16 protein-coding genes are annotated in these 19,119 nt (G+C 54.3%); 11 read left to right on the top strand and 5 right to left on the bottom strand.

Features of this window, described 5'->3' with window-relative positions:
* Positions 1–375: 375 nt before the first annotated feature.
* Positions 376–2,319, top strand: a complete 1,944-nt coding sequence (locus tag J3P35_RS08485) for a PAS domain-containing sensor histidine kinase (RefSeq protein ID WP_210463892.1) — start codon at positions 376–378, stop codon at positions 2,317–2,319.
* A 24-nt stretch (positions 2,320–2,343) separates the two neighbouring features.
* Here J3P35_RS08485 and J3P35_RS22290 read toward each other — a convergent pair whose 3' ends face one another.
* Positions 2,344–2,511 carry a maltose acetyltransferase domain-containing protein gene (locus J3P35_RS22290; RefSeq protein WP_394371270.1) on the bottom strand — a complete coding sequence of 56 codons (168 nt, stop codon included), beginning with the start codon at positions 2,509–2,511 and terminating at the stop codon, positions 2,344–2,346.
* Positions 2,512–2,816: 305 nt separating this feature from the next.
* On the opposite strand from J3P35_RS22290, the gene J3P35_RS08475 reads away from it, so the two are divergent.
* Positions 2,817–3,185: a hypothetical protein gene (locus tag J3P35_RS08475; RefSeq protein ID WP_210463890.1), complete on the top strand. Its 369-nt coding sequence runs from the start codon at positions 2,817–2,819 to the stop codon at positions 3,183–3,185.
* Between the two features lie 268 nt (positions 3,186–3,453).
* On the opposite strand, the gene J3P35_RS08470 is transcribed toward J3P35_RS08475, so the two are convergent.
* Positions 3,454–4,710 carry an MFS transporter gene (locus J3P35_RS08470; RefSeq protein ID WP_246850036.1) on the bottom strand — a complete coding sequence of 419 codons (1,257 nt, stop codon included), beginning with the start codon at positions 4,708–4,710 and terminating at the stop codon, positions 3,454–3,456.
* Positions 4,711–5,015: 305 nt separating this feature from the next.
* On the opposite strand from J3P35_RS08470, the gene J3P35_RS08465 reads away from it, so the two are divergent.
* From J3P35_RS08465 to J3P35_RS08430, 8 genes are all read left to right on the top strand, one after another.
* A complete protein-coding gene (locus J3P35_RS08465) occupies positions 5,016–6,338 on the top strand; it encodes a hemolysin family protein (protein ID WP_210463889.1) in 1,323 nt (440 codons plus the stop codon).
* A gap of 174 nt (positions 6,339–6,512) precedes the next feature.
* Positions 6,513–6,935 carry a hypothetical protein gene (locus tag J3P35_RS08460; RefSeq protein WP_210463888.1) on the top strand — a complete coding sequence of 141 codons (423 nt, stop codon included), beginning with the start codon at positions 6,513–6,515 and terminating at the stop codon, positions 6,933–6,935.
* Between the two features lie 1,030 nt (positions 6,936–7,965).
* Positions 7,966–9,261, top strand: a complete 1,296-nt coding sequence (locus J3P35_RS08455; protein WP_210463887.1) for a PAS domain S-box protein — start codon at positions 7,966–7,968, stop codon at positions 9,259–9,261.
* 82 nt (positions 9,262–9,343) lie between these two features.
* Entirely contained in the window at positions 9,344–9,676 is a 333-nt protein-coding gene (locus J3P35_RS08450) for a CZB domain-containing protein (RefSeq protein ID WP_210463886.1), read from the top strand.
* A 288-nt stretch (positions 9,677–9,964) separates the two neighbouring features.
* Positions 9,965–10,393: an STAS/SEC14 domain-containing protein gene (locus J3P35_RS08445; protein WP_210463885.1), complete on the top strand. Its 429-nt coding sequence runs from the start codon at positions 9,965–9,967 to the stop codon at positions 10,391–10,393.
* 5 nt (positions 10,394–10,398) lie between these two features.
* Positions 10,399–10,821 (top strand): hypothetical protein, encoded by a 423-nt coding sequence (locus J3P35_RS08440; RefSeq protein WP_210463884.1) that lies wholly within the window; start codon positions 10,399–10,401, stop codon positions 10,819–10,821.
* Between the two features lie 520 nt (positions 10,822–11,341).
* Positions 11,342–11,854, top strand: a complete 513-nt coding sequence (locus tag J3P35_RS08435) for a GAF domain-containing protein (protein WP_210463883.1) — start codon at positions 11,342–11,344, stop codon at positions 11,852–11,854.
* A gap of 27 nt (positions 11,855–11,881) precedes the next feature.
* Entirely contained in the window at positions 11,882–12,280 is a 399-nt protein-coding gene (locus tag J3P35_RS08430) for a hypothetical protein (RefSeq protein WP_210463882.1), read from the top strand.
* A 514-nt stretch (positions 12,281–12,794) separates the two neighbouring features.
* Here J3P35_RS08430 and J3P35_RS22185 read toward each other — a convergent pair.
* On the bottom strand, positions 12,795–13,175 hold the full coding sequence (locus J3P35_RS22185; RefSeq protein WP_210463881.1) for a hypothetical protein: 381 nt from the start codon (positions 13,173–13,175) through the stop codon (positions 12,795–12,797).
* Between the two features lie 52 nt (positions 13,176–13,227).
* On the opposite strand from J3P35_RS22185, the gene J3P35_RS08420 reads away from it, so the two are divergent.
* Complete coding sequence (locus J3P35_RS08420) at positions 13,228–14,187, top strand: Ig-like domain-containing protein (protein WP_210463880.1); 960 nt, start codon at positions 13,228–13,230, stop codon at positions 14,185–14,187.
* Between the two features lie 187 nt (positions 14,188–14,374).
* On the opposite strand, the gene J3P35_RS08415 is transcribed toward J3P35_RS08420, so the two are convergent.
* Both J3P35_RS08415 and J3P35_RS08410 read right to left on the bottom strand, forming a co-directional pair.
* Complete coding sequence (locus J3P35_RS08415; protein ID WP_210463879.1) at positions 14,375–14,560, bottom strand: hypothetical protein; 186 nt, start codon at positions 14,558–14,560, stop codon at positions 14,375–14,377.
* 1,388 nt (positions 14,561–15,948) lie between these two features.
* Entirely contained in the window at positions 15,949–19,119 is a 3,171-nt protein-coding gene (locus J3P35_RS08410; RefSeq protein ID WP_210463878.1) for a T9SS type A sorting domain-containing protein, read from the bottom strand.

Raw genomic sequence — 19,119 nt, 5'->3', positions numbered from 1 at the left:
GCCTGCTGTCGCTACCCAGGGAATTCGCCAATCTGCAACCATTACCCTTCTCTGTACAAATCCCTATTGCTCCTAACCCCCGTCCCCCGGTGCCAGGTTAGGAGCTTATTTTTTGTTTCTCCCCCAGGAAAAGGTTCAGGTGCCCACACTACCGGCTGAAGCAATAAGTCTGCTCCTGGCCTTGCCCAGGATCCTGGCCCTCCTAAACCTTTACCGTCCACATTCCTGCGCAGGGTCTGAAAAACTCATAATTAGAGTTTAAATAATTCAAAATTCACCTTAAATTAGCCGGGCAGTCCCCTGCTTTTTAGTGCACCATAGACAATCCTCTATGACTACACCACTGACTTTATAGAAAAGCCCCCTGTCCACATAATGAATGCCAGTGACTCCATTGCGTTTTACAAAGTTTTTTTCGAAAACTCCCCTGAACCAGGTTTACTGATTGGCGCCGACCGCCTTGTTCTGGAGATGAACCGGGCAGCCCAGTTTGCTTTTGGTTTTTCAGACTCAGAAATGGCTGGAAAAGATTGGCTCTCGCTCGTAGACACTTCTGATTCCAGGCTTGCGTCTTTCCTGCTTCAGTCTTCTGCCGGGGACACCACCACCCTGGAACTGACCGGAATAAGGAAGGATGGCGGGCGTTTTCCGTGCAGATTTTCAATAATGCCGGTAAACGAGGGCAGTAGAAAGGCCTTTCTCTGCACCATCTCAACTGATAAAAATGGTTCGCAGATACCAGCGCCCACCCTTACCAACGCCGCAGAAACGAGCAAGGCCATTAACGGTTCTCCTTCTTTGGGCAGCTCAAAACTCACCTTCGGGTTACAGGACGAAGCCAACCTTCGGAAACTGCTCCAGATCTATGACAACCTTGGGGAGGTGATCTACATGTACGAGGTCAAGGACAATAATACTTTCCGGTTTGAGTCGGTTAACCAGGCGTTCCTGAACGTGACAGGCCTCAGGAAAGACCAGGTGGTGGGCCGATACGTGGAAGAAGTCATCCCAGAACCTTCACTCACGTTGGTGCGGTCAAAATACGCCCAGGCCATTGAGACCGGCCACACGGTAAAATGGGAAGAAGTGACCCCCTACCCCACTGGGGTAAAAACCGGCCTGGTAACCATTACGCCGCTCTACAATGAGCAACACACTTGCACTAACCTGTTGGGTACCGTTACCGATATCACCGAAATAAGGGCCGCTGAAAAAGACCTGGAAGTCAGCAATGAGCGCTTTGTATATGCCACCAAGGCCACCCGTGACGCCATCTACGACTGGAATATTATTACCGGTGATATCCATTGGGGTGAGGGGTTAGAGAAACTGTTCGGGTACGGCACCGCTGAGCCCGGAACCGGGATCAGCTTTTGGGAGCGCCACCTGCACCCGGCAGACAGTGCGGCTGTAAACGAATCATTGACGTCTTTCCTGAAAGACCCTGGGCAGGAGCAATGGGAATGTGATTACCGGTTCTGCCGGGCAGATGGCACTTTCGCCTACGTAACCGACCGTGCCTTCGCCATCCGGGACAACAATGGCAATGCCATCCGGCTGGTGGGCGCCATGCAGGACCAGACCAGGCGCCGGGAACATGAGGCCGAGCGGGAGTTGCTGATCTCCCATCTCACCCAGCGCAACAATGAACTGGAGCAGTTCTCCTTCATTACCTCCCATAACCTACGGGCCCCAGTTTCCAATTTGGTCGGGCTTACGGATCTCCTGAACCCTGAACCTACCCAGAATACCAAAACCAATTTTATCCTCGGGAAAATAAAGGAATCGGCTCACCAGTTGAATAACATTGTGGAAGATCTCTCTGACATTCTTGTGGTGAAAAGTAACAGCCCCGCCGGTGCCGAAAACCTAAGCCTGCAGGAAACCCTGGGCGAGGCCGTAAAGGCCGCGGGAGATCAACTCACCCAAGCCAATGCCACCATTGAGACTGATTTCTCCCGTGGCGACAGCCTTTTCTTTTCCCGGGAATATCTGCGCAACATCCTCCTGAACCTGCTCACCAACGCAGTGAAGTTCCGTTCCCCGGAAAGGCCACTGGTGATCAAACTTCGCACCGAAACCCAGGGCAGCAAGCTCAAGCTCAACTTCACTGACAACGGTGTGGGGATAGACCTGGGCCGGTACGGAAGCAAGATCTTCCAGTACCAGCGCTTTCAGGCCAAAGCCGGCAACAAAGGAATAGGGCTCTTTATGGTGCAGGAACAACTAAAAGCCATGGGCGGTAGTATCTCGGTGGCCAGCGAGGTGAACGTGGGCACTACCTTTACCATACTTTTCGGCAACAGTCAGCCAGGTTAAGACGCACCCACACGGCGATTTTTGTTATTGTACGGCAAGAGCCCATCTGCCCAGCAAATCATGAAGTACCAGGTTCCTTTCTCCCAGGGAAGCTCCCATTATGGGATTGTACCTAACGAGAAGTTGCCTGGCCTTCTTACGCATGTGCACCAACTCCTGGTCTCCTGCCCGGTAAAGCTCCCTGTCCGGCATTTTCTGCAACTCGCTTTTCTATCCCGTTTTTTGATCAGATCATTTCCAGGTCTCTTCCATCATCCAAGATAGCTTTTTCCATTCCTTCAGGTTAAGCCCTCATGGTTGTCTCTCTCCCCCGCGGTAGACACAGAATATTTAAGTGGGTTAAATAATAGACAAGCTCAATGTTCATAGGGGCAACAATTATTCTTACTTTATATGCATTTAAACTAATTATATTAGCAAAAACAGCCTTAATTCGTAAGTTTCTAAAACCCACAAGTATATTATGCGTAAATAATTAGCAAAACAAAGAATAGGTTATGAAACTGAAGATAGAAGAAAAGCCATTTTTGTCGGAAGGCCGGCACACCGTCACCGTCACGGAAGTTGAAGAAGGAAAGAGCGAGAACAAGGAAATTCCTTTTATCAACTGCCGCCTGGAAAACGAAGACGGTTTCGTGAACCAGCGCTTTTACCTGAGCGAACCGGGGCAACCCATCCTGGCCTCTTTCCTGAAGGCCTTGGGGATAGATAAAACCGAGGTAGACACCAAGGAACTGAAGGGCAAGACCCTTTCGGTGGAAGTGGAGGAACGCTCCTATGAAGACGCTGAAGGAAAAGGCAAAACCATCAAACAGGCGACGCACTTTGAACCAGTAGGGAAAGCCAACACCTCAGACAGATTCTGATATATCCTCTGCCCAAGGTTCTTTTTATGGTTTATGCTTCCCTACTATCGAATAAGGCGGAAGCAAATCTAGAAACCGCAGAGATCTTAAGATTTAGCCTTGAAAATGGAAAATAAGCCCTAAAACGCCTAATAGTGGAAGAAAAGCCGTTGCCGAAAAGAAGGCAGCGGCTTTTTTGATGACATGATGGTGAAATGCCATTCTTTTACCCAACCTTGAATTTCAGTTGAACAGCCTGGCAAAGACGTTTGCCTAATCACCCTCGTTTCTACAATCCGGCAAATTTTCCTGCCCGCGCCAGAAGCTGCCTGGAGATAGCTACCAGCAACAAGAAACCCGCGGCAAGGCCTATCAAAGGCGGAAAGACCACCTGCAGAAGCCATCCACAGAGAAACGAGCCCACCACATCAGAAAGGTTGATCAATGCCATGTAGGCGGTAAATTGAGAACCTGCAATCCTCCGGTCGCAGATAGCCATCAACAGCGGGAAACTGCAGACACTGAAGAGTGGGTCCGCCAGCCCCCAGAACACCAGCCCAAACTTAACCCAGCCCTCGCTGCTGTGCCCAATGAGATAACCATTGAACAGCACCAGGAAAAGCGCCAGGCCCGTGATGGTGCAGTAATACATTTTTCTTAGGTGCACCCTATCTGCCAGGTAACCGCCCCCCAGCACCACGGCAAGGGTGATTGCGGCTCCCCAGCTTCCCTGAAAGACCGAGAGTTGCTTGTCGCTCCAGCCCAGAAACTGGATCAGGTGAAAAGATAGAGACCGGGCAAACAGGCTGAAGCAGAGATAAGAGGAAAACACCAAACCAAACACCGAGAGCGATTCCCGGCTCAGCAGGTTTTGAATGAGCCGGGTAAACACCTGCCTGAACGCAGAACCCGAGGCTACCTGGTCCTCTATGAAAGAACCAGGGTTTTCCTTGCCGTACAAAGGAGTAGCTATAAAAACGAGCGTGAACAGCAGCAGCACCGCTGACATGGCGCCAGTAGCCACCGCAAACCCGCAGGCATGCAACAAGTGAGAAAGCACTGCCGCCCCAAAACTAATCCCCAGCAGCAACCCGCCCCGCATGAAGCCATTCACCCTTCCCTTCTCATGGTCGGCCACGAGGGAAATTGCCAGGGCATCCACGCTGGCGTCCTGCACGGAGGCAAACAGGCTATGGGTAAAGAAGATGGCCGCCAGCAAGCCTGTCTGGTGGGCGGGATCCCGGATGGTAAGCAACAGCAAAGAGGCACCAAAGGCCAGCAGTTGCGTGAGTACCACCCAACGTTTGTAGGGCCCCGACGCAGAGGAACTGAACCGGTCAATTAAAGGTCCCCAAGCCAATTGAATCACCCACGGAAGCCCCACGGCACTGGCGAACGCCCCTATTGCCGCTGGCGGAACATGCTGCCCGGTCAGAAAATTAGCAAGCGCCGTCAGGGCAAAGCCCGAGGGAACCCCCTGCATGAAGTACAGGTAGAAAAAGGTGAAGTACCTAATGGGGGCATTCTGTTGAACGGAAGGCAGCATAACAGAAGGTTGGAAAGCTTTAACAAGCCAGGTGCCCAGTTTGTTGTACAAGACTTTACCAGTTAACTCCTATCAATCAATAGGAATGAATGTGCCCCGCTTTTGAAAGGCAAGGCCGTAACCAGGCAGGCTGCCTATGTTACTCTCATTAGTTGAATTACTCGCCAGGAAAAGAATTTAGAATCTATCCCTTTACCAGGAATCTTGCAGGATGGTTTGTGGTAAATGGCCGCAATTAGCCATAAGTCACAGATAACCCACCCGTTTAATTTAACTTAGTGGTTTCTCCGCACGTAACCGTCCCCATGGAAATCCTTATCATCCTGCTTCTGACTTTGCTCAACGGCTTCTTCGCCCTTTCTGAGCTGTCTATCATCTCCGCAAACAAATCGCGCATGGCCCAGAAGGCCAAGGACGGAAGTGGTCGTGCTAAAACTGTCGTGGCGCTCCTGGAGGCGCCCGAGGACTTCCTCTCTGCCATTCAGGTGGGCATCACGCTCATCGGGATTATTTCGGGAGCCTACGGTGGGGCGGCCCTGTCTGATGACATGCAGCGCTGGCTTATGGGGTTCAGCTTTTTCGCTCCCTATGCCCATACCCTTTCCGTGGTGCTCGTCATCGGGCTGATCACCTACTTCTCCATCGTCATCGGGGAGCTGATTCCCAAGTCTATCGCCCTGAGCAACGCAGACGGTATCGCCCTAGCGGTCTCACCTATCATCAAAGGATTTACCGCCCTCACCATGCCCCTGGTGAAACTCCTCTCAGGCTCCACCAGCCTGGTAACTAAAGCCCTAGGCGTGAAGGAGCAGACAGAAGAAAGGCTCTCCAGCGAAGAACTGCGCCAGATTATCCGGACGGCAGGCCGGCAGGGCGTGCTGGCCAAGGAGGAAACACGGCTGCACCAGAACGTATTCTCCTTTGCGGGCCAGAAAGCCAAGAACCTGCGCACCCACCGCCGAGAGGTGGAGTACCTGGACATTACCCAACCGCTGGAGGTTATAAGGGAGGCCATCCAGGCCAGCGCCCACTCCAAGTTCCCCGTCACTGAGGGCAGCCTGGACAACGTGGTGGGTGTACTGACGGCCAAAGACTTTTATGAATTCCTGGCAAAGGGTAAAGGAGGCAATCTCAGAGACGTGGTCCTGAAGCCCATCTTCCTCCCAGAGTCCATGTCGGCCAGCACAGCCCTGAACCTGTTCAAGCGTAGTAAGCAGTACCTGGGGATTGTGATTGATGAGTATGGCACCGTAGAGGGCATTCTTACGCTCCACGACATTCTGGAGGCAATTGTGGGAGACATCCCCGATGCCCACGAGGTAGACGAGCCAGAGATCGTGAAAAGGGAGGACGGCTCCCTGCTGGTCAGCGGCTCCATAGAGGTGCAGGCTCTAAACAGGGCATTGAAAAAGGCGGTTGTGCCCCGGGATGAGGAGAACTACTCCACGCTGGCCGGCTTCATCTCTTTTATCTTAGGCCGATTTCCTGCCACCGGGGAAAGGTTCACGCACGCGGGCCACGAGTTTGAGGTAGTGGACATGGATGGGGTCAGGATAGACAAGGTCCTCATGTGGAGCATCCCTGAACCAGCCGAAGACAGTGAAGCTTTAAACCAGGTGAATGCCTGATTTCTTCCCGGATTTGGCCTTGAGGATGCTGTTCATCCACAGCCATGAGGGGACGACATTGTATCACCGTTTACTATTCATTTTCTTAACCCACTGATTCCCAATACATATATCTAGGATTTAGGAGATAGTTTTTCTAAATTAAACTATGTGCAACTAGATAGAGATTGGGCCATGAAAAACGTCCTGACTGCCGTGTTCGTGCTGATGTGCCTCTTTACGGATGCCCAGGCACAAACCAAATCCTTAAGCCTCAATGGCACCTGGAACCTATCTCAACTCACCATGGGTGACAGCCTTCCGGCCACACCTCAGCAGAAGGGTTTTATCAGGTTTAAGATCTTCTCTCCCACTCACTTTACGGTGCTGCAGATGGATGCCAGGACAAACGAGATTCTGGGAGCACTCTTCGGGACCTACAAAGTTGCCAACGGGGTACTGACAGAAACCATTTTGAACGAGAGCAATACGGGCGTCAAAATGGTTGGCAAAACCTTTACCTTCAAGTTCAAACTCCAACCAGATGGCACCTTGCTGCAGGAAGGAGACATCAACGGCACCAAGGCAAAGGAAAAGTGGACCAAATTGAAGGAATGAAGACATAAGCTGCAGAGATTTTACACTTCAAGCACAGAAGATTGGCTACCCATCAATAGCCCGCTCCTACCCTAGACGAGGGACACGCAAAATGACAGATCCCTGCACCTGGTGAACCTGCAACAGGTAAGCCGCTACGTGAAAACCGACAGTGGTTTCATAGAACAGAGAGGCATCATTAGCCGGCTTGACAAACTGGAAGCAAAGGTTATATTAGCTGGTATATATATCAAGGCAAATAGTATGTTGCGGATGCGATTGGAGACCGGGGTTTGGTGTAATGGGTCTATGGAAAGCAGATCCAGGTACTCCAGCCCAGGCGCCAATAACCGGAACTGCTCCTTATATACTTTAATCAAATGGTATTCAAAGGACAAGGTTTATAGAGTCAGATTATAAATAATTTTGTGGAATTAATGAGTTTATAGCATTATCATAAAGATTCAACATTTCATTAGATAAACCATAAATAACTTAATTGTAAGATTCATTTTATTATTTCTTCTATCTTCTTGTGACACTAAAACCAAGAAAATATAATTAACAGCAAAAGAAAACTTACCTATAACACCAACAGATAACTTAAAAATATTCTAATTTATTCAAAGGAATTTACAGGTGGTGTCTTAATGGATAAGTCGGTAGAAGGTGGATTAAATAGCTTTACACCTACAACAGAGGAAATAGTACAGGCAGAAGAAATTTTCAAAAGATGTCTGTATGTAGATAAAGTTGGTTCAGATGGAACTGGAATAAACTCCAAGAATATTAGGCACCCTAAAGATTACATCCGCCAATGTTGCCAGCAGAATGGGCCTAAACAGAGTGAAGGTGATTGCACCACTTATATATAAATATAACCCCGCCGACCGGCCAGTCATATTCTCTTTAAGTTGAAGCCATAGGATACAATCCACCGAAACCTATATGCTGACTATTCCATTCGGAAAGATTTTAAAGGACGCCTATGCGTAATATGTTTATATTGCCTCCCCGATAAAAAATCGGTTGACCATTTATCCCGTGCCTAATGGAAAATATAATGTCTGGGCAGACGACCAACCTGATTGAATCTGAATCGGCGCTGGAGAAACAGCTGAAGATCACCAACACCATCACCGACAATGCCACGGTGGCCATGTTCATGATGAATGACAGGGGCTACTGCACGTTCATGAACCCGGCGGCCGAGAAGATGACGGGATTCACCTTCGCTGAGGTACAGGACAGGCCACTGCATGATATCATCCACCACCATCACCCGGACGGCACCCCTTACCCTATGGCTGACTGCCCCATCGACCGGGCTCTCCCCACAAACAACAGTATTCGGGCCCACCAGGATGTGTTCATCAGGAAGGACGGCACGTTTTTCCCTGTGAGCTGCGCGGCCAGCCCCATCTTCGAGAACGGGTTGCCCGTGGCCACGGTCATCGAGGTGAAGGACCTTACGGAGGAGAAGGCGGCCGAGAAGGCGCTGCGGGATAGCGAGGAGAAGTTTAGGTTTATGGCCGAGTCCATGCCCCAGATGTTCTGGACCACCCGGCCGGACGGTTACTGCGACTACTACAACCAGAGGTGGGCTGAGTTCACCGGGATCCCCCTGGAGCGGCTTTATGGCTACGGGTGGTTACAGGTCGTACACCCGGAGGATGCCCAGAAAGCCAGTAGTGCCTGGAGCAAAGCGGTGGACACTAAGGCCCCCTACCAGGTGGAGTACCGGGTGCGCCGGCACGATGGCGTCTACCGCTGGCACCTGACCAAGGGCTTGCCCCGTGTGGATCAGAACGGGGAAGTGGTGATGTGGGTGGGCAGCACCACCGACTACCATGAGCAGAAAAGCCTGGTGGAGGAGCTAGTGGCGACCAACGAGGAACTGGCGGCCTCCTTCGACCGCGAGGTGGAGGCCACCCGGAAAGCCGACTCCCAGCGCCGGATGCTGCATGGCCTGTTCATGCAGGCGCCCGCGCTGGTGGCCATACAAAGGGGCCCTGAGCATGTGTATGAACTGGTGAACCCCAACTACCAGAGGCTGGCCCCCGGAAGGGGGTTCCTGGGGAGAACGGTCGCGCAGGCCTGGCCGGAACTTGAGGGGCAGGGCTTTTTCAGCTTATTGGACCATGTGTACCAAACCGGCGAACCGTTCGTAGGCAACGAGATGCTCGCCCAGATCGACCGCCTTGGCGATGGGCAGATGGCCGACACCTACTATAACTTCGTGTACCAGGCATTCGAGGAAGACGGGAGAATAGCCGGTATCGTGACCTTCGGGTTTGAGGTGACGGATTTAGTTCTGGCCAAGCAGGCCATCCAGGGAAAACCATAAAGTAAAGAACAAACCAGTCCAGCTTGCGTTCCCACTTCACCATCCCACCACCATGTTAGGCAGCCAGGATAATCTTCAGAGTATGGACATACGGCAGGCTAGGGTGAAGTTCATCCTGTTCAAATCAAAGCTTCGGTCTATCCTGTACGGGAGCCCTTCAGACGGCTCAGTCCTCTCTGCGCGGGAGAACTCCCTGGGGCAGTGGCTGTACAGCTCCGCCCTGCAGAACTACGGTCACCTTCCCCAGATAAGGGAGATCGAGAAAATAAACCTGTCCATCACCAGCATCGCCAAGGGTTTGGTCAACCTATATAAGGGAGGCAAGATAGAGGAGGCCCGAACGGGGTTATCCCACCTTGACGGCTGCGAAAAAGAACTGATCAGGCTGCTGACGGAGATCGAAAGCAATGCCTGAGGACATGCCTGCAAGTACCTGCGAGATATCAGTGGGCAACTGGCGTCACCGACTCCTTTCAAACGGCAGCCGATTGAGGCGCCCTTGGCAAATGGACTTACTCCATAAACAGCAGCCCGGTATTTTACAGAGAAGAGTATCGGGGAATGCCGGCCAGCCCCTAAGTAAGGGATTTCGGATCCCATGAATGTCAATTCTTACCCAGGTGATTGCAGAAGGCGTGTTATCAATATTACTTATCAATATTCCCCGCAACCTTTGCCGACAGCCTACGTCTAGGTACGCATTATGACACAAGAGTACAGGAACGCGTTCGGCAATGTCTACCTAACGGTGACGGTGGACCGCGAGAACAAATGGGTACACACCGACTGGATGGGCTACCTGACGGAGGAGAGCCTCAAGGCAGGCGCCCTGGCCTACACCGACGCCCTGCGGAAAGCAGGGTTCAACTGCGTGCTGAATGACACCAGCAAGGTGATCGGGAGTTGGGACCACTCCGTGGAGTGGGTCGTGAAAGAGTGGGCGCCGCAGGCCGCCCGGGCCGGGCTGCGGCACTTCGCGATGGTGACCACCCCGCAGACCTTCGCCGAGTCCTCCGCCTCCGCCTTCTACTCCAACCTGAAGGCCTTCGAGGCGAGGGTGTTCGACAATATAAGCGCCGCCCGCCAATGGCTGCGGCAGTTTTCAATCCAAAACACAAATAGATGGGCCTAGGGGGAATGGACCAGGTATGGCAGGTGGAATTGAAGAGAGTTTTCGGGGAGGTGTACTTTCGAGCCAGGAGGGCCACCTTCGGCGCCATCGTCTACGGCCACTGGTACGGGGCGCAGTCAGAGGAAACTGTGAAGGGCGGCGGCCACAAGTACCTGGAAATGATCAGGGAGGAGCCGTTCACCAAGCTCCTCAACAGCAACGAGCACGTGATCGGGTCCTGGGACATGGCCTTGGAGTGGGCCGAGAAAGAATGGGCGCCCCAGATGCGGAAGGCGGGCCTGCGATACCTTGCCTATGTCGTGCCGACCAGCATCTACGCCACCATGACGGTGGAGTCGCTGATACAGCGGATCGGCGATGAGTTCGAGATCAGAACGTTCGACGACCGGCGGAAGGCCGAGGCGTGGCTTCAGTCCGTCGGTACCTGAGGGGGATGCGCTTCCCCATTCTGGAGGCTTGGTCACAACAGTTCCGGGAAACCGAAACACCAAGGGCACGACAAGAGGGAAAGAGCCCAGGAAGACAACCCATAAGTTTACGGAGTTTGGTGTAAAAGAGGGTATTGGTCACGCCTTGCCGCCGATCACCTCTTTTCACGTAAGAGAAAATAAAAAGATCGGAAGAATACAATAAGGCTTTTTGCCTCTATGGCTTAGGAGTGCCTTTCATACGTCACTTGTCGGCTGTCCAATAAAAGGAAGGGGAATTGGCGCCACCATGCTTCGGTTCTCCCTTTACTGGCGGTAGGCCGGCAGAATCCCCCTATGTGGGTTGCAGGACAGAGGGCCCGGGGGCATGCTGATTACGGCGCTTGGGGGAAGATCACGCACTAAAACCCGCGGAGGAAATCGTACCCATGTTTATTTTTGTAACCCACCCCCCCGGAAACAGGTTAGAAGGAACACCCGCGGGCAAACCGGCCACGGTCCCTTACCCTAACAGCAATTAATGGAGAATACCTTTGGAATACCCCTCATTCCCGACAACGAAGAGGAGAGGCTGGCCAAGCTGCGCAGCCTGCACCTCCTGGACACCCACCGGGAGGAAGGCACCTTCAAGCACATCGCGGCCATGGCGGCGCGCGTGTTCAAGGTACCCATTGCCCTAGTGAACCTGGTGGACCGCGAGTACGTGCACGCAAAGGGCAGCTCTGGCATGCCCGAGCCTCTTTCGTCCGTACCCCGGGGCACCAGCCTCTGCTCGCTGGCCGTGCTCCGATCGGATACCACCGTTTTCGAGAACGCCCTCGCTGAACCCTGCCTGCTGGCGAACCCCCTGGTGACGGGCGGCCTCGGCCTCCGCTTCTACGCGGCAGCGCCGCTGACCACCATGGACGGCTTCAACATCGGCGCTCTCTGCCTCGTGGACAGGGAGCCGAGGGAGTTCTCCGAAGACGACCGGCGGGCGCTGGAGAGCCTCGCCTCCGTGGTGATGGAGAGCATCGAGCGGGGTACAACCTAAGACATTGACAACGAAGAGACCTCAAGAATGGACGGAAGAATACTCATCTCCGAACCCCACATCGCCATCCGCCACAGCATGGCGGGTGACCTCCTCTACGCCGATTGGGTCGGGGAACAGACGGAAGCAACTGTCAGGGACGGCTGCGAGAGGATACTGAAGGTACTGGCCTTCCACCAGTGCCACAAGCTCCTCAACGACAACACCCGCGTCACAGGCATGTGGTCGGACGCGGCCGAGTGGGTGGCTCTGGACTGGATCCCGCGGATGCACCGGGCAGGGTGCCGTTTTCTGGCCCACGTCTACTCCCCTGACGTGTACGCCAGGCTCTCGGCCGACAAAGCGCTCGGGTTCGGGGTCAGGGGAGTGATGGTGACCACCTTCCAAGGTAAGGAGGCCGCCGAGGAGTGGCTTCGGGCGGTGTGACCCGTTGGTGGCGCTCTATAACGCTAACATCATCCTCTCCAACCTGCTGAAGGAGGGCGGGTGAAGCGGCTTTACCCGCCCTCCCGGCCCGGTCACGCCGGGGCGGCTATGTCCATCCACGCACTCCGTGCAGGGAGAATGCAATCCCCTTGAGCTGGGCGGCACTTCAGGGGCCGGGCTACGGAGCACTTCAAGGAAGGCAGTTTCCAAGGCCTCCCCAGCTTGGTAGACGGCCCCGGAATTGCAGAAAACCCACATTCCCAAGAGGAGGCATTCCGTCAGGGAAGGCCTGGCCACTGAGAAGTGACCGCTTGCCCCAGCGGAGGCCTCACCCGGTTGGCTAGGGTAAAGTGCTTCCCTACGCACGCAGAAGGCTGCTTCAGCCAACATAATTCCGCTTTCACACCGCATATGCCGGGCTCTGTCGTTTACTTGTTGGCTACGGGGAGGGTGGGCATACCTTTACACTGTCCAACGAGGATAAAAGAATATTACAATAATTGCGTTTACCTGTTTAGCTTACCATGGAGTTTTTGGCTTTTTTGAATTTTCCCTTTGTACCCAAATCAGCTAGACTGCTTCTATTTTCGGCCTCTCTGCTTTTTTCACTTGCCTTTTCCGCTCCCTCCCTGGCACAGGCAAACAATGCCCCAGTGGCCAGCAACGTGTCATTCGCCGTTGACCGGGCATGGGGTTCCTGGCAGGCGATCTCCCCCTTGGAGGGGACCGACGCGGAGGGCGAGGCGCTCAGGTACCGCATCCTATCACTGCCCTCCTCCGGTGCCCTGTCTACCGGCAGCAACGGCACCGCCGTCGAACTCTCGGCAGGCCAGGTGGTGAGCACCGGACAGCTATACTTCAAAGTAGGCAGCAAGACCGGCGGCACGGTTGTCACTTTCGCCTACGCCGTTATCGACGCCGGCGGCAGGGAGTCGGCCGTTCCGGCCGTGTACAGCATATACATAGGGGCAGTGCCCGTGCCCTCGGCCGTGAGCAAGATCTCCAAGCCAATCCCAAACATCGGTGGGCAGGCTGAGATCACGCTGGAGGCCAGCGGAGGCCAGGTCGCAGGATACAGGGTCACGGCCCTTCCCGCCCCGGCGCAGGGGAAGCTGAGCCTGAGGGTGCCGGGCGGCCTGGCCGATATTCCCGTGAGCGAGGCCGGGTCCTATGACTTGACCATAGGGCAGGCCGGCCAGTTGGTGTTCACGCCAAACCCTTCCTTTTCAGGGGTAGCCTCCTTCACGTACGTGGCAAGGGACGCAGCCGCCTCATCCACCGCAAGGATGGCGGCGCCTGCCGGGAGGAGCGCCCGGTACTCGGAGCCTGCCACCTACTCCATCCCGGTGACGGAACCAACGACCCTGCCGGTGCAGCTGACCGCCTTCTCCGCCAAACCTTCCCCTGGAGCGGTGACCCTTTCCTGGGCGACGGCTTCGGAGAAAGACAACGACTTCTTCGGTGTGGAGAGGAGCGCCGACGGGAAGGTTTTCCAAGCCTTGGGACAGGTAAGGGGGCACGGCACCTCCAGCGTGGCCCAGACCTACGCCTTCGAGGACAGGTCACCCTTGGCGGGCACCGCCTATTACCGCCTCCGGCAGGTAGACACGGACGGGAAGGAAGAGTTGTCGAAGGTAGTGGCGGTGAAGGCCGCCAAGGAAGCCCTGCTTTCCCTTTCGGCACGGCCCAACCCCACTCAGGGCAAGGCCATTCTGGTCATGGGGAGGCCCCAAGCGGGACCGGCCATCCTCACCCTTTCCCAAGCGAATGGCCGGGTGATTTCAAGGCGCCTTTTGGGGGAAGGACAGGAGCTGGCCCTGGATCTCTCCGGCCAGGCACCGGGCATGTACCTCGCACAGGTAGAGACGGCCGCCGGCCATGCGGCGGTGCGGGTAATCAGGTATTAGGCCTTTCCTCTCTAGTCTGAATTTATGCTGGCTATACAAAGGCTGCATTCCGGCAGGGAAGTCCGTGTCACTAGACGGGCTCCAGAGTGGCCAGGTTTCGCTACCCCGAACGGGCGTTCATCACTCTGGGGCTCCACCCTAAAAGGTTTCAGCCGAAGCGAATTCCCTACCTTGGAGGGTGGTAGGCTCACCACCCTTTCTTCCTCACCAGGAAGTCCTCTGAGCCGAACCGATTCAGGGCGTACCTGTAGGCCTCGAAGAAGGAGTCGAAACCATCCACGGTGACAATCCCCCTGGTAACTGAGTACTGCCCCCGACTGGGCAGGTACCACTTGCCTGTGCCTTCCGAGGCTGGGTAGTCAAGGAGAATCATAGGGTGGTTTCTCCATCTGCTCATCTGCTGGGATACCCGCTGTTGACAAACGGAGCTTCGGAATGCCCCGTGATTCAGCGGAAATCTACGGCTTTCCGGTATTAGCCGCTCGCATATCTCCATATTTTCACGCTTCCTGCCAAGGGCGGGTTAAAGCAAGGGCTACCTTCAAATCATTAGGCCCCTTACGTCACCGCTTGGTGAAATCCCTCTCAGAAAGGCAACCAACCGGCCGGAACAAACCTAAAAACGGAACAGGCAACCAGGATTCTCCGGAATGTCCGCCCTCATTCATAACCCGATCTACGGTACGGCACGGCGGCCGGACGGCTAAGTAACCGCCGCTCAACCCTAATCCGCTGAGGATACGGCGCGAAAGAGGAAGTTTGTGTAATTTTGCTCATTACCGCTCCCGGTCTCCAATCTGGCTTGGAACAACGTTATGGAGACCTGTCTAAATCCAGCCCACCCGGTCTGACCCAAAGCATTTCAATCAGGGTAATATATTCCCCCTTCAAATACAAGCTACCGGGGCATAGTCCGTTGCTGCGTAAAAAGGGAAGATGCGAAGAAAATTACGCACCCTAAGCCATGGCTTTCTAACAGATGAAATGCGGCAGAGAAGCAAAAGTTGTACGTATATGCGTACGAATTGAAAGAAAAACACCTGTAATGTTTTACAACACAGGCGTTTTCAAATTTCGATGTGGTCGCGTAGCCCCTCTCTTTATGTATTCTCTAAGGATGCATCTGTTAACTTGAAGGTGCCTTCCCTTTTATTCCACTTAAATTGCTTTAAAGCTTTTCAATTGTTAATTGAAGTAGGTAACAAAGGTATCTGCTACCCAAAAGGGTCCGATATATGTCCGAACTAAAACAAAAAGCCCTGTAAGTTTTCACCTACAGGGCTTTTCTATTTACTCGCAGAGAGAGGTGCTGCACGGCCAGGATACCGGAGATGTCCGAGATGAGGATGTTCATGCGATATAGGGGTTGTAAAAGGATGGGATCGGAAGGTTGCTGGAACAGTAACATGTATGGCTCCCAGAATTAACAATCTCTTGGTACAACAGTCACACCCATTCTTGAAATCACGAAATCATAGGGACATTTCCGGGTGCCAAACACCCCATCTACCCTTACAATCAAAGATATACGCTTGCTGTGCCGAGTATCCATTCCTGAAGGCCTGATCGCCCCATACTAAAAGGGCCCTTGAGCTCCCCTAGGTTGTGCCCAAAAGGGATCCCCGCTAGAGGCAGACAAGATGGCGGTACAGCCGCAAAAGAGAATGGTCAAGAGCCACCGGGTTCAGGACAGCTCTTGACCATAAGATAGAGTATAGACTAATCTTAAACCAACAGTATAGCCTGTTGCAATGACGGCATCTACCTAAGCACCACTTTACGGGTAACCACCAAGCCTCCGTTGGAGATGCGGAGCAGGTATATGCCTTTCGGCAGGTGGGAAACCGAAATGCTCGTGCTCAGGCTCTCAGCCGCCAAGTCTACTTTCAGCCTGCCAGAGATGTCGAACATGCCAAACCTGCTTTTGCGCATCTCTTCAGGCAACTCAACCACCAGGGTGTGCGATGCCGGATTCGGGTAAACAGTGATTTGGTTGCCGAACTCCTCCTCCATGCCGGTCACAAGTGAGACTTTCGTGGTGGCGTCTGGGACCACGGGGGCCGACTCCCGGTACCCGGCACTATCCGTAGCCACGCTGTAGAAGTGGTAAGTGGAGTCCTGTTTGCCTTTGAACAGGGCTGACGCAGTAGTCACCCCGTCCAGCCAAAGCTTGTAGGGCGCGCCGTTTACCGCCACGAAAACGGAATACTCGGCGATGCCTGCCCCCTCGTCTGCGCCACCCCACTCAACCCTGAACTCTTCTGTCCTCTGGGTCTGCGCCAGTTCTTTCACCTTGCTCACAGGCGGTGTCTTGTCAACGGAGTTTGCCCAAGTTGGGGTTGGGATCACCTCATTGTTATCGAAAAAGATATAAGCCTTATTCCTGATCTTGGCATCGGTAGGTAAGTCGGCCTTGGGCTTGATCGTATAGAAAACACCGCCTTCCCCTTGGGGAGCCGTTTTGTTTGGCGGAAGGAACCCAGCCTCTGGGTCCTCGGTGGGCAGCAGGGTGGCCGGGTCCAGGGAGGAGTACAGCCAGGTGAGTATCCCCTTCTGCTCATCCAGTTTGGCCTCAATTCTCACGATCAGGTTGTTTTTCGGGCGCAGGTCCACATCCACCGTGTAATTTTTCCTTCCCGGGGGCACATTGACGATCACATCATCGAAGCTGAAGAAGCCCAGCTGGAGCGTGGAGATGTCCAGTGTGTTCATGTCCAAGGTATCCACAATCCTGACGGTCTGCGCCGCGGCCGTGGCGGAGGCCTTGTTCTCGAACCGAATGACGTAGGGGAACACCTCCGTGCCCGTTATGAAGTTGAGGGGCCCGGCCCCTGCCAGCCCGATCTTGTCATTTGGGTCGAAGGAGTTGACGGGCTGAACCGGCTTGGGCGGTTTGGGTGGCTCCGGCGGTGGAAGGCAGCTCTCTAATATGTCAAGATTGAGCCCCCCTGTCCCAGGAATACCTATACCTGAATTCCCGGTGGTCTTTTCAGCTGCAACCTTTATAACCGTTTTTATCATTTTCATAGCCACGGTAGTCGCTTTGATTGGACTCAGGGCACAATCCAAAGTGTTTGATACAATTACAGCCGGCATCTTCAAAAAAATACCTGCGGCCAAATGCCCCCAGCTTTCCTTCTCGATTGCTTTGTTGATAACGTTCCCGGCCTCATACCCTGTGTTAAATGCATTGTTCAAGCAGTTGGTTATAGGGTTCGTCCCGGCGGCAAGATCGAAAAGGTTGTCCATGCACTCAGAGGCCCACCCTTTCAGGGGAGAACCGAATAGCGGCTCACCCGCCCATGCAAAGACCTCTATAGGTTTGGAAGAGTTCACCTTCACCTTGAAGGAGAGGCTGTTGGTGGAGTTACCTGCAATCGCCGGAACATAGATGCTCACCAGCTTCATCTTTTTGGTATACCCCATGAGCGTATCAACGACGATGTAATCAGGGATAGAGTCATAAATCGCATTCGGGGCGACATTAAAAGACTCAGAGGGTTTTTCGAACGCAAAGTCAGTCTTGATTTCTGCCTCATCCGAGACTGCGAAGTACAGCGGCACCCCATGGGCATCAACGTTTCCCTTGTTCCCGTAGGAAAGGGTATAGGTCTGCCATTGGCCGATCCTAATCCTGTCGAAGCCGAGAATCTCGGCCCAAGGGTGGGCAGCAACACCCTCTATGACGGTGAATCCCTTCGGCTTGGTCAACACGGTGCCGTTTCCCAGGGTAAGCTCAACGTCGTAATCTCCGGTGGCCTTCCCCCTAAGATTTAATACCGCTTGTACTTGGTCTCCGTTGAAGGTTGTAACCATCGAATCCGGTACGGCAATGTCAGGTTGCCCGGTACGCTTGAGCCTCACCTTCGTTCCTGGGTCGAAGCTGGCCCCTAGGATATTCATGGTCACATCCCCTAGGTTGCCCCCTGATGCCGGGGTAATATTGTCAAGCCGCGGATTGGCCACCGTGAATTCTTTGATCTCAGGTGGGCCCCAAGTGCCCCTGCTGTCACGCAGGCGCAGCTGAAGGCGATGCTTACCCAAGGCGAGGCCAGCCGTATTTATCTGCCTCTCCGTCTCCAGCATGGCACCCCGCTCTATCACCAATGGCGTTCCCTTGCCAGGTTCCGGGTTGGCATTGTCGAAGAAATACTCGGCGGCGACGATGGTGGCGGAAGCATCCTCACCTTTCCGGATGTGAACAGCCCGCCCCTCGCTCAGGCCCCAGCGGCCCTGCTTGTCCTGGAAACGCACGAAGAGCGTGTGGAAACCTGGGGCAAGTCCCTCGGTGCCCACTTCCGCCGTGATGTCCACCAGCCCGCCCATGCCCACTGGCAGCGCATTGCCTTTGCCCAGCCCCGGATCCGAGTCAAAGAAAAACTCTCCCTTCGCAACAGCGGTGTTGGCGGGGTCCAACCTGCGCTCCACCAGGAACGTGCGGCCCTCGCTCAATCCCCAGTGTCCCTTCTGGTCTTGGAACCTGACGAAAAGGGTGTGGAAGCCGTCGGCCAACCCTTCGGTGCCTACCTCAGCAGAGACATCTACCACGGCGCCGGTGCCTCCTGGCAGCGCCTTGCCCTTGCCCAGACCCGGATCGGAGTCGAAGAAATACTCGGCCCTAGCGATGGCGCTGTTGGCCGCGGCCAGCCGCTGTTCCACCAGGAAGGTACGGCCCTCGCTCAGCCCCCAGCGTCTATTCTGGTCCTGGAAGCGCACGAAGAGGGTATGGAAACCGGGAGTAAGCCCCTCGGTGCCCACCTCGGCTGTGACGTCCACCAGCCCGCCTGGGGAGACGGCAAGTGCCTTTGCCTTGCCCAGACCCGGGTCGGTATCGAAGAAGTACTCGCCCTTTGCAACCGTCTGGCCTAAGGCTTGGAGAGCAGAGAAAAGCAGCAAGATGCCGATTGCCCCGATAGTTTTCAGTAGCTTCAT

The sequence above is a fragment of the Rufibacter roseolus genome (genome assembly GCF_017916365.1).
GTDB classification, from domain to species: Bacteria; Bacteroidota; Bacteroidia; order Cytophagales; family Hymenobacteraceae; genus Nibribacter; species Nibribacter roseolus.
This window is presented reverse-complemented; position numbering and strand designations above follow the sequence as displayed.

Excerpts from the sequence above, each read along its gene's own strand:
- J3P35_RS08415 (WP_210463879.1), bottom strand. The coding sequence starts at position 14,560 with ATGATTCTCCTTGACTACCCAGCCTCGGAAGGCACAGGCAAGTGGTAC.
- J3P35_RS08465 (WP_210463889.1), top strand. The coding sequence starts at position 5,016 with ATGGAAATCCTTATCATCCTGCTTCTGACTTTGCTCAACGGCTTCTTC.
- J3P35_RS08435 (WP_210463883.1), top strand. The coding sequence starts at position 11,342 with ATGGAGAATACCTTTGGAATACCCCTCATTCCCGACAACGAAGAGGAG.
- J3P35_RS08410 (WP_210463878.1), bottom strand. The coding sequence starts at position 19,119 with ATGAAGCTACTGAAAACTATCGGGGCAATCGGCATCTTGCTGCTTTTC.
- J3P35_RS08440 (WP_210463884.1), top strand. The coding sequence starts at position 10,399 with ATGGACCAGGTATGGCAGGTGGAATTGAAGAGAGTTTTCGGGGAGGTG.
- J3P35_RS22290 (WP_394371270.1), bottom strand. The coding sequence starts at position 2,511 with ATGCCGGACAGGGAGCTTTACCGGGCAGGAGACCAGGAGTTGGTGCAC.
- J3P35_RS08485 (WP_210463892.1), top strand. The coding sequence starts at position 376 with ATGAATGCCAGTGACTCCATTGCGTTTTACAAAGTTTTTTTCGAAAAC.
- J3P35_RS08475 (WP_210463890.1), top strand. The coding sequence starts at position 2,817 with ATGAAACTGAAGATAGAAGAAAAGCCATTTTTGTCGGAAGGCCGGCAC.
- J3P35_RS08455 (WP_210463887.1), top strand. The coding sequence starts at position 7,966 with ATGGAAAATATAATGTCTGGGCAGACGACCAACCTGATTGAATCTGAA.
- J3P35_RS08430 (WP_210463882.1), top strand. The coding sequence starts at position 11,882 with ATGGACGGAAGAATACTCATCTCCGAACCCCACATCGCCATCCGCCAC.
- J3P35_RS08445 (WP_210463885.1), top strand. The coding sequence starts at position 9,965 with ATGACACAAGAGTACAGGAACGCGTTCGGCAATGTCTACCTAACGGTG.
- J3P35_RS08470 (WP_246850036.1), bottom strand. The coding sequence starts at position 4,710 with ATGCTGCCTTCCGTTCAACAGAATGCCCCCATTAGGTACTTCACCTTT.
- J3P35_RS08450 (WP_210463886.1), top strand. The coding sequence starts at position 9,344 with ATGGACATACGGCAGGCTAGGGTGAAGTTCATCCTGTTCAAATCAAAG.
- J3P35_RS08460 (WP_210463888.1), top strand. The coding sequence starts at position 6,513 with ATGAAAAACGTCCTGACTGCCGTGTTCGTGCTGATGTGCCTCTTTACG.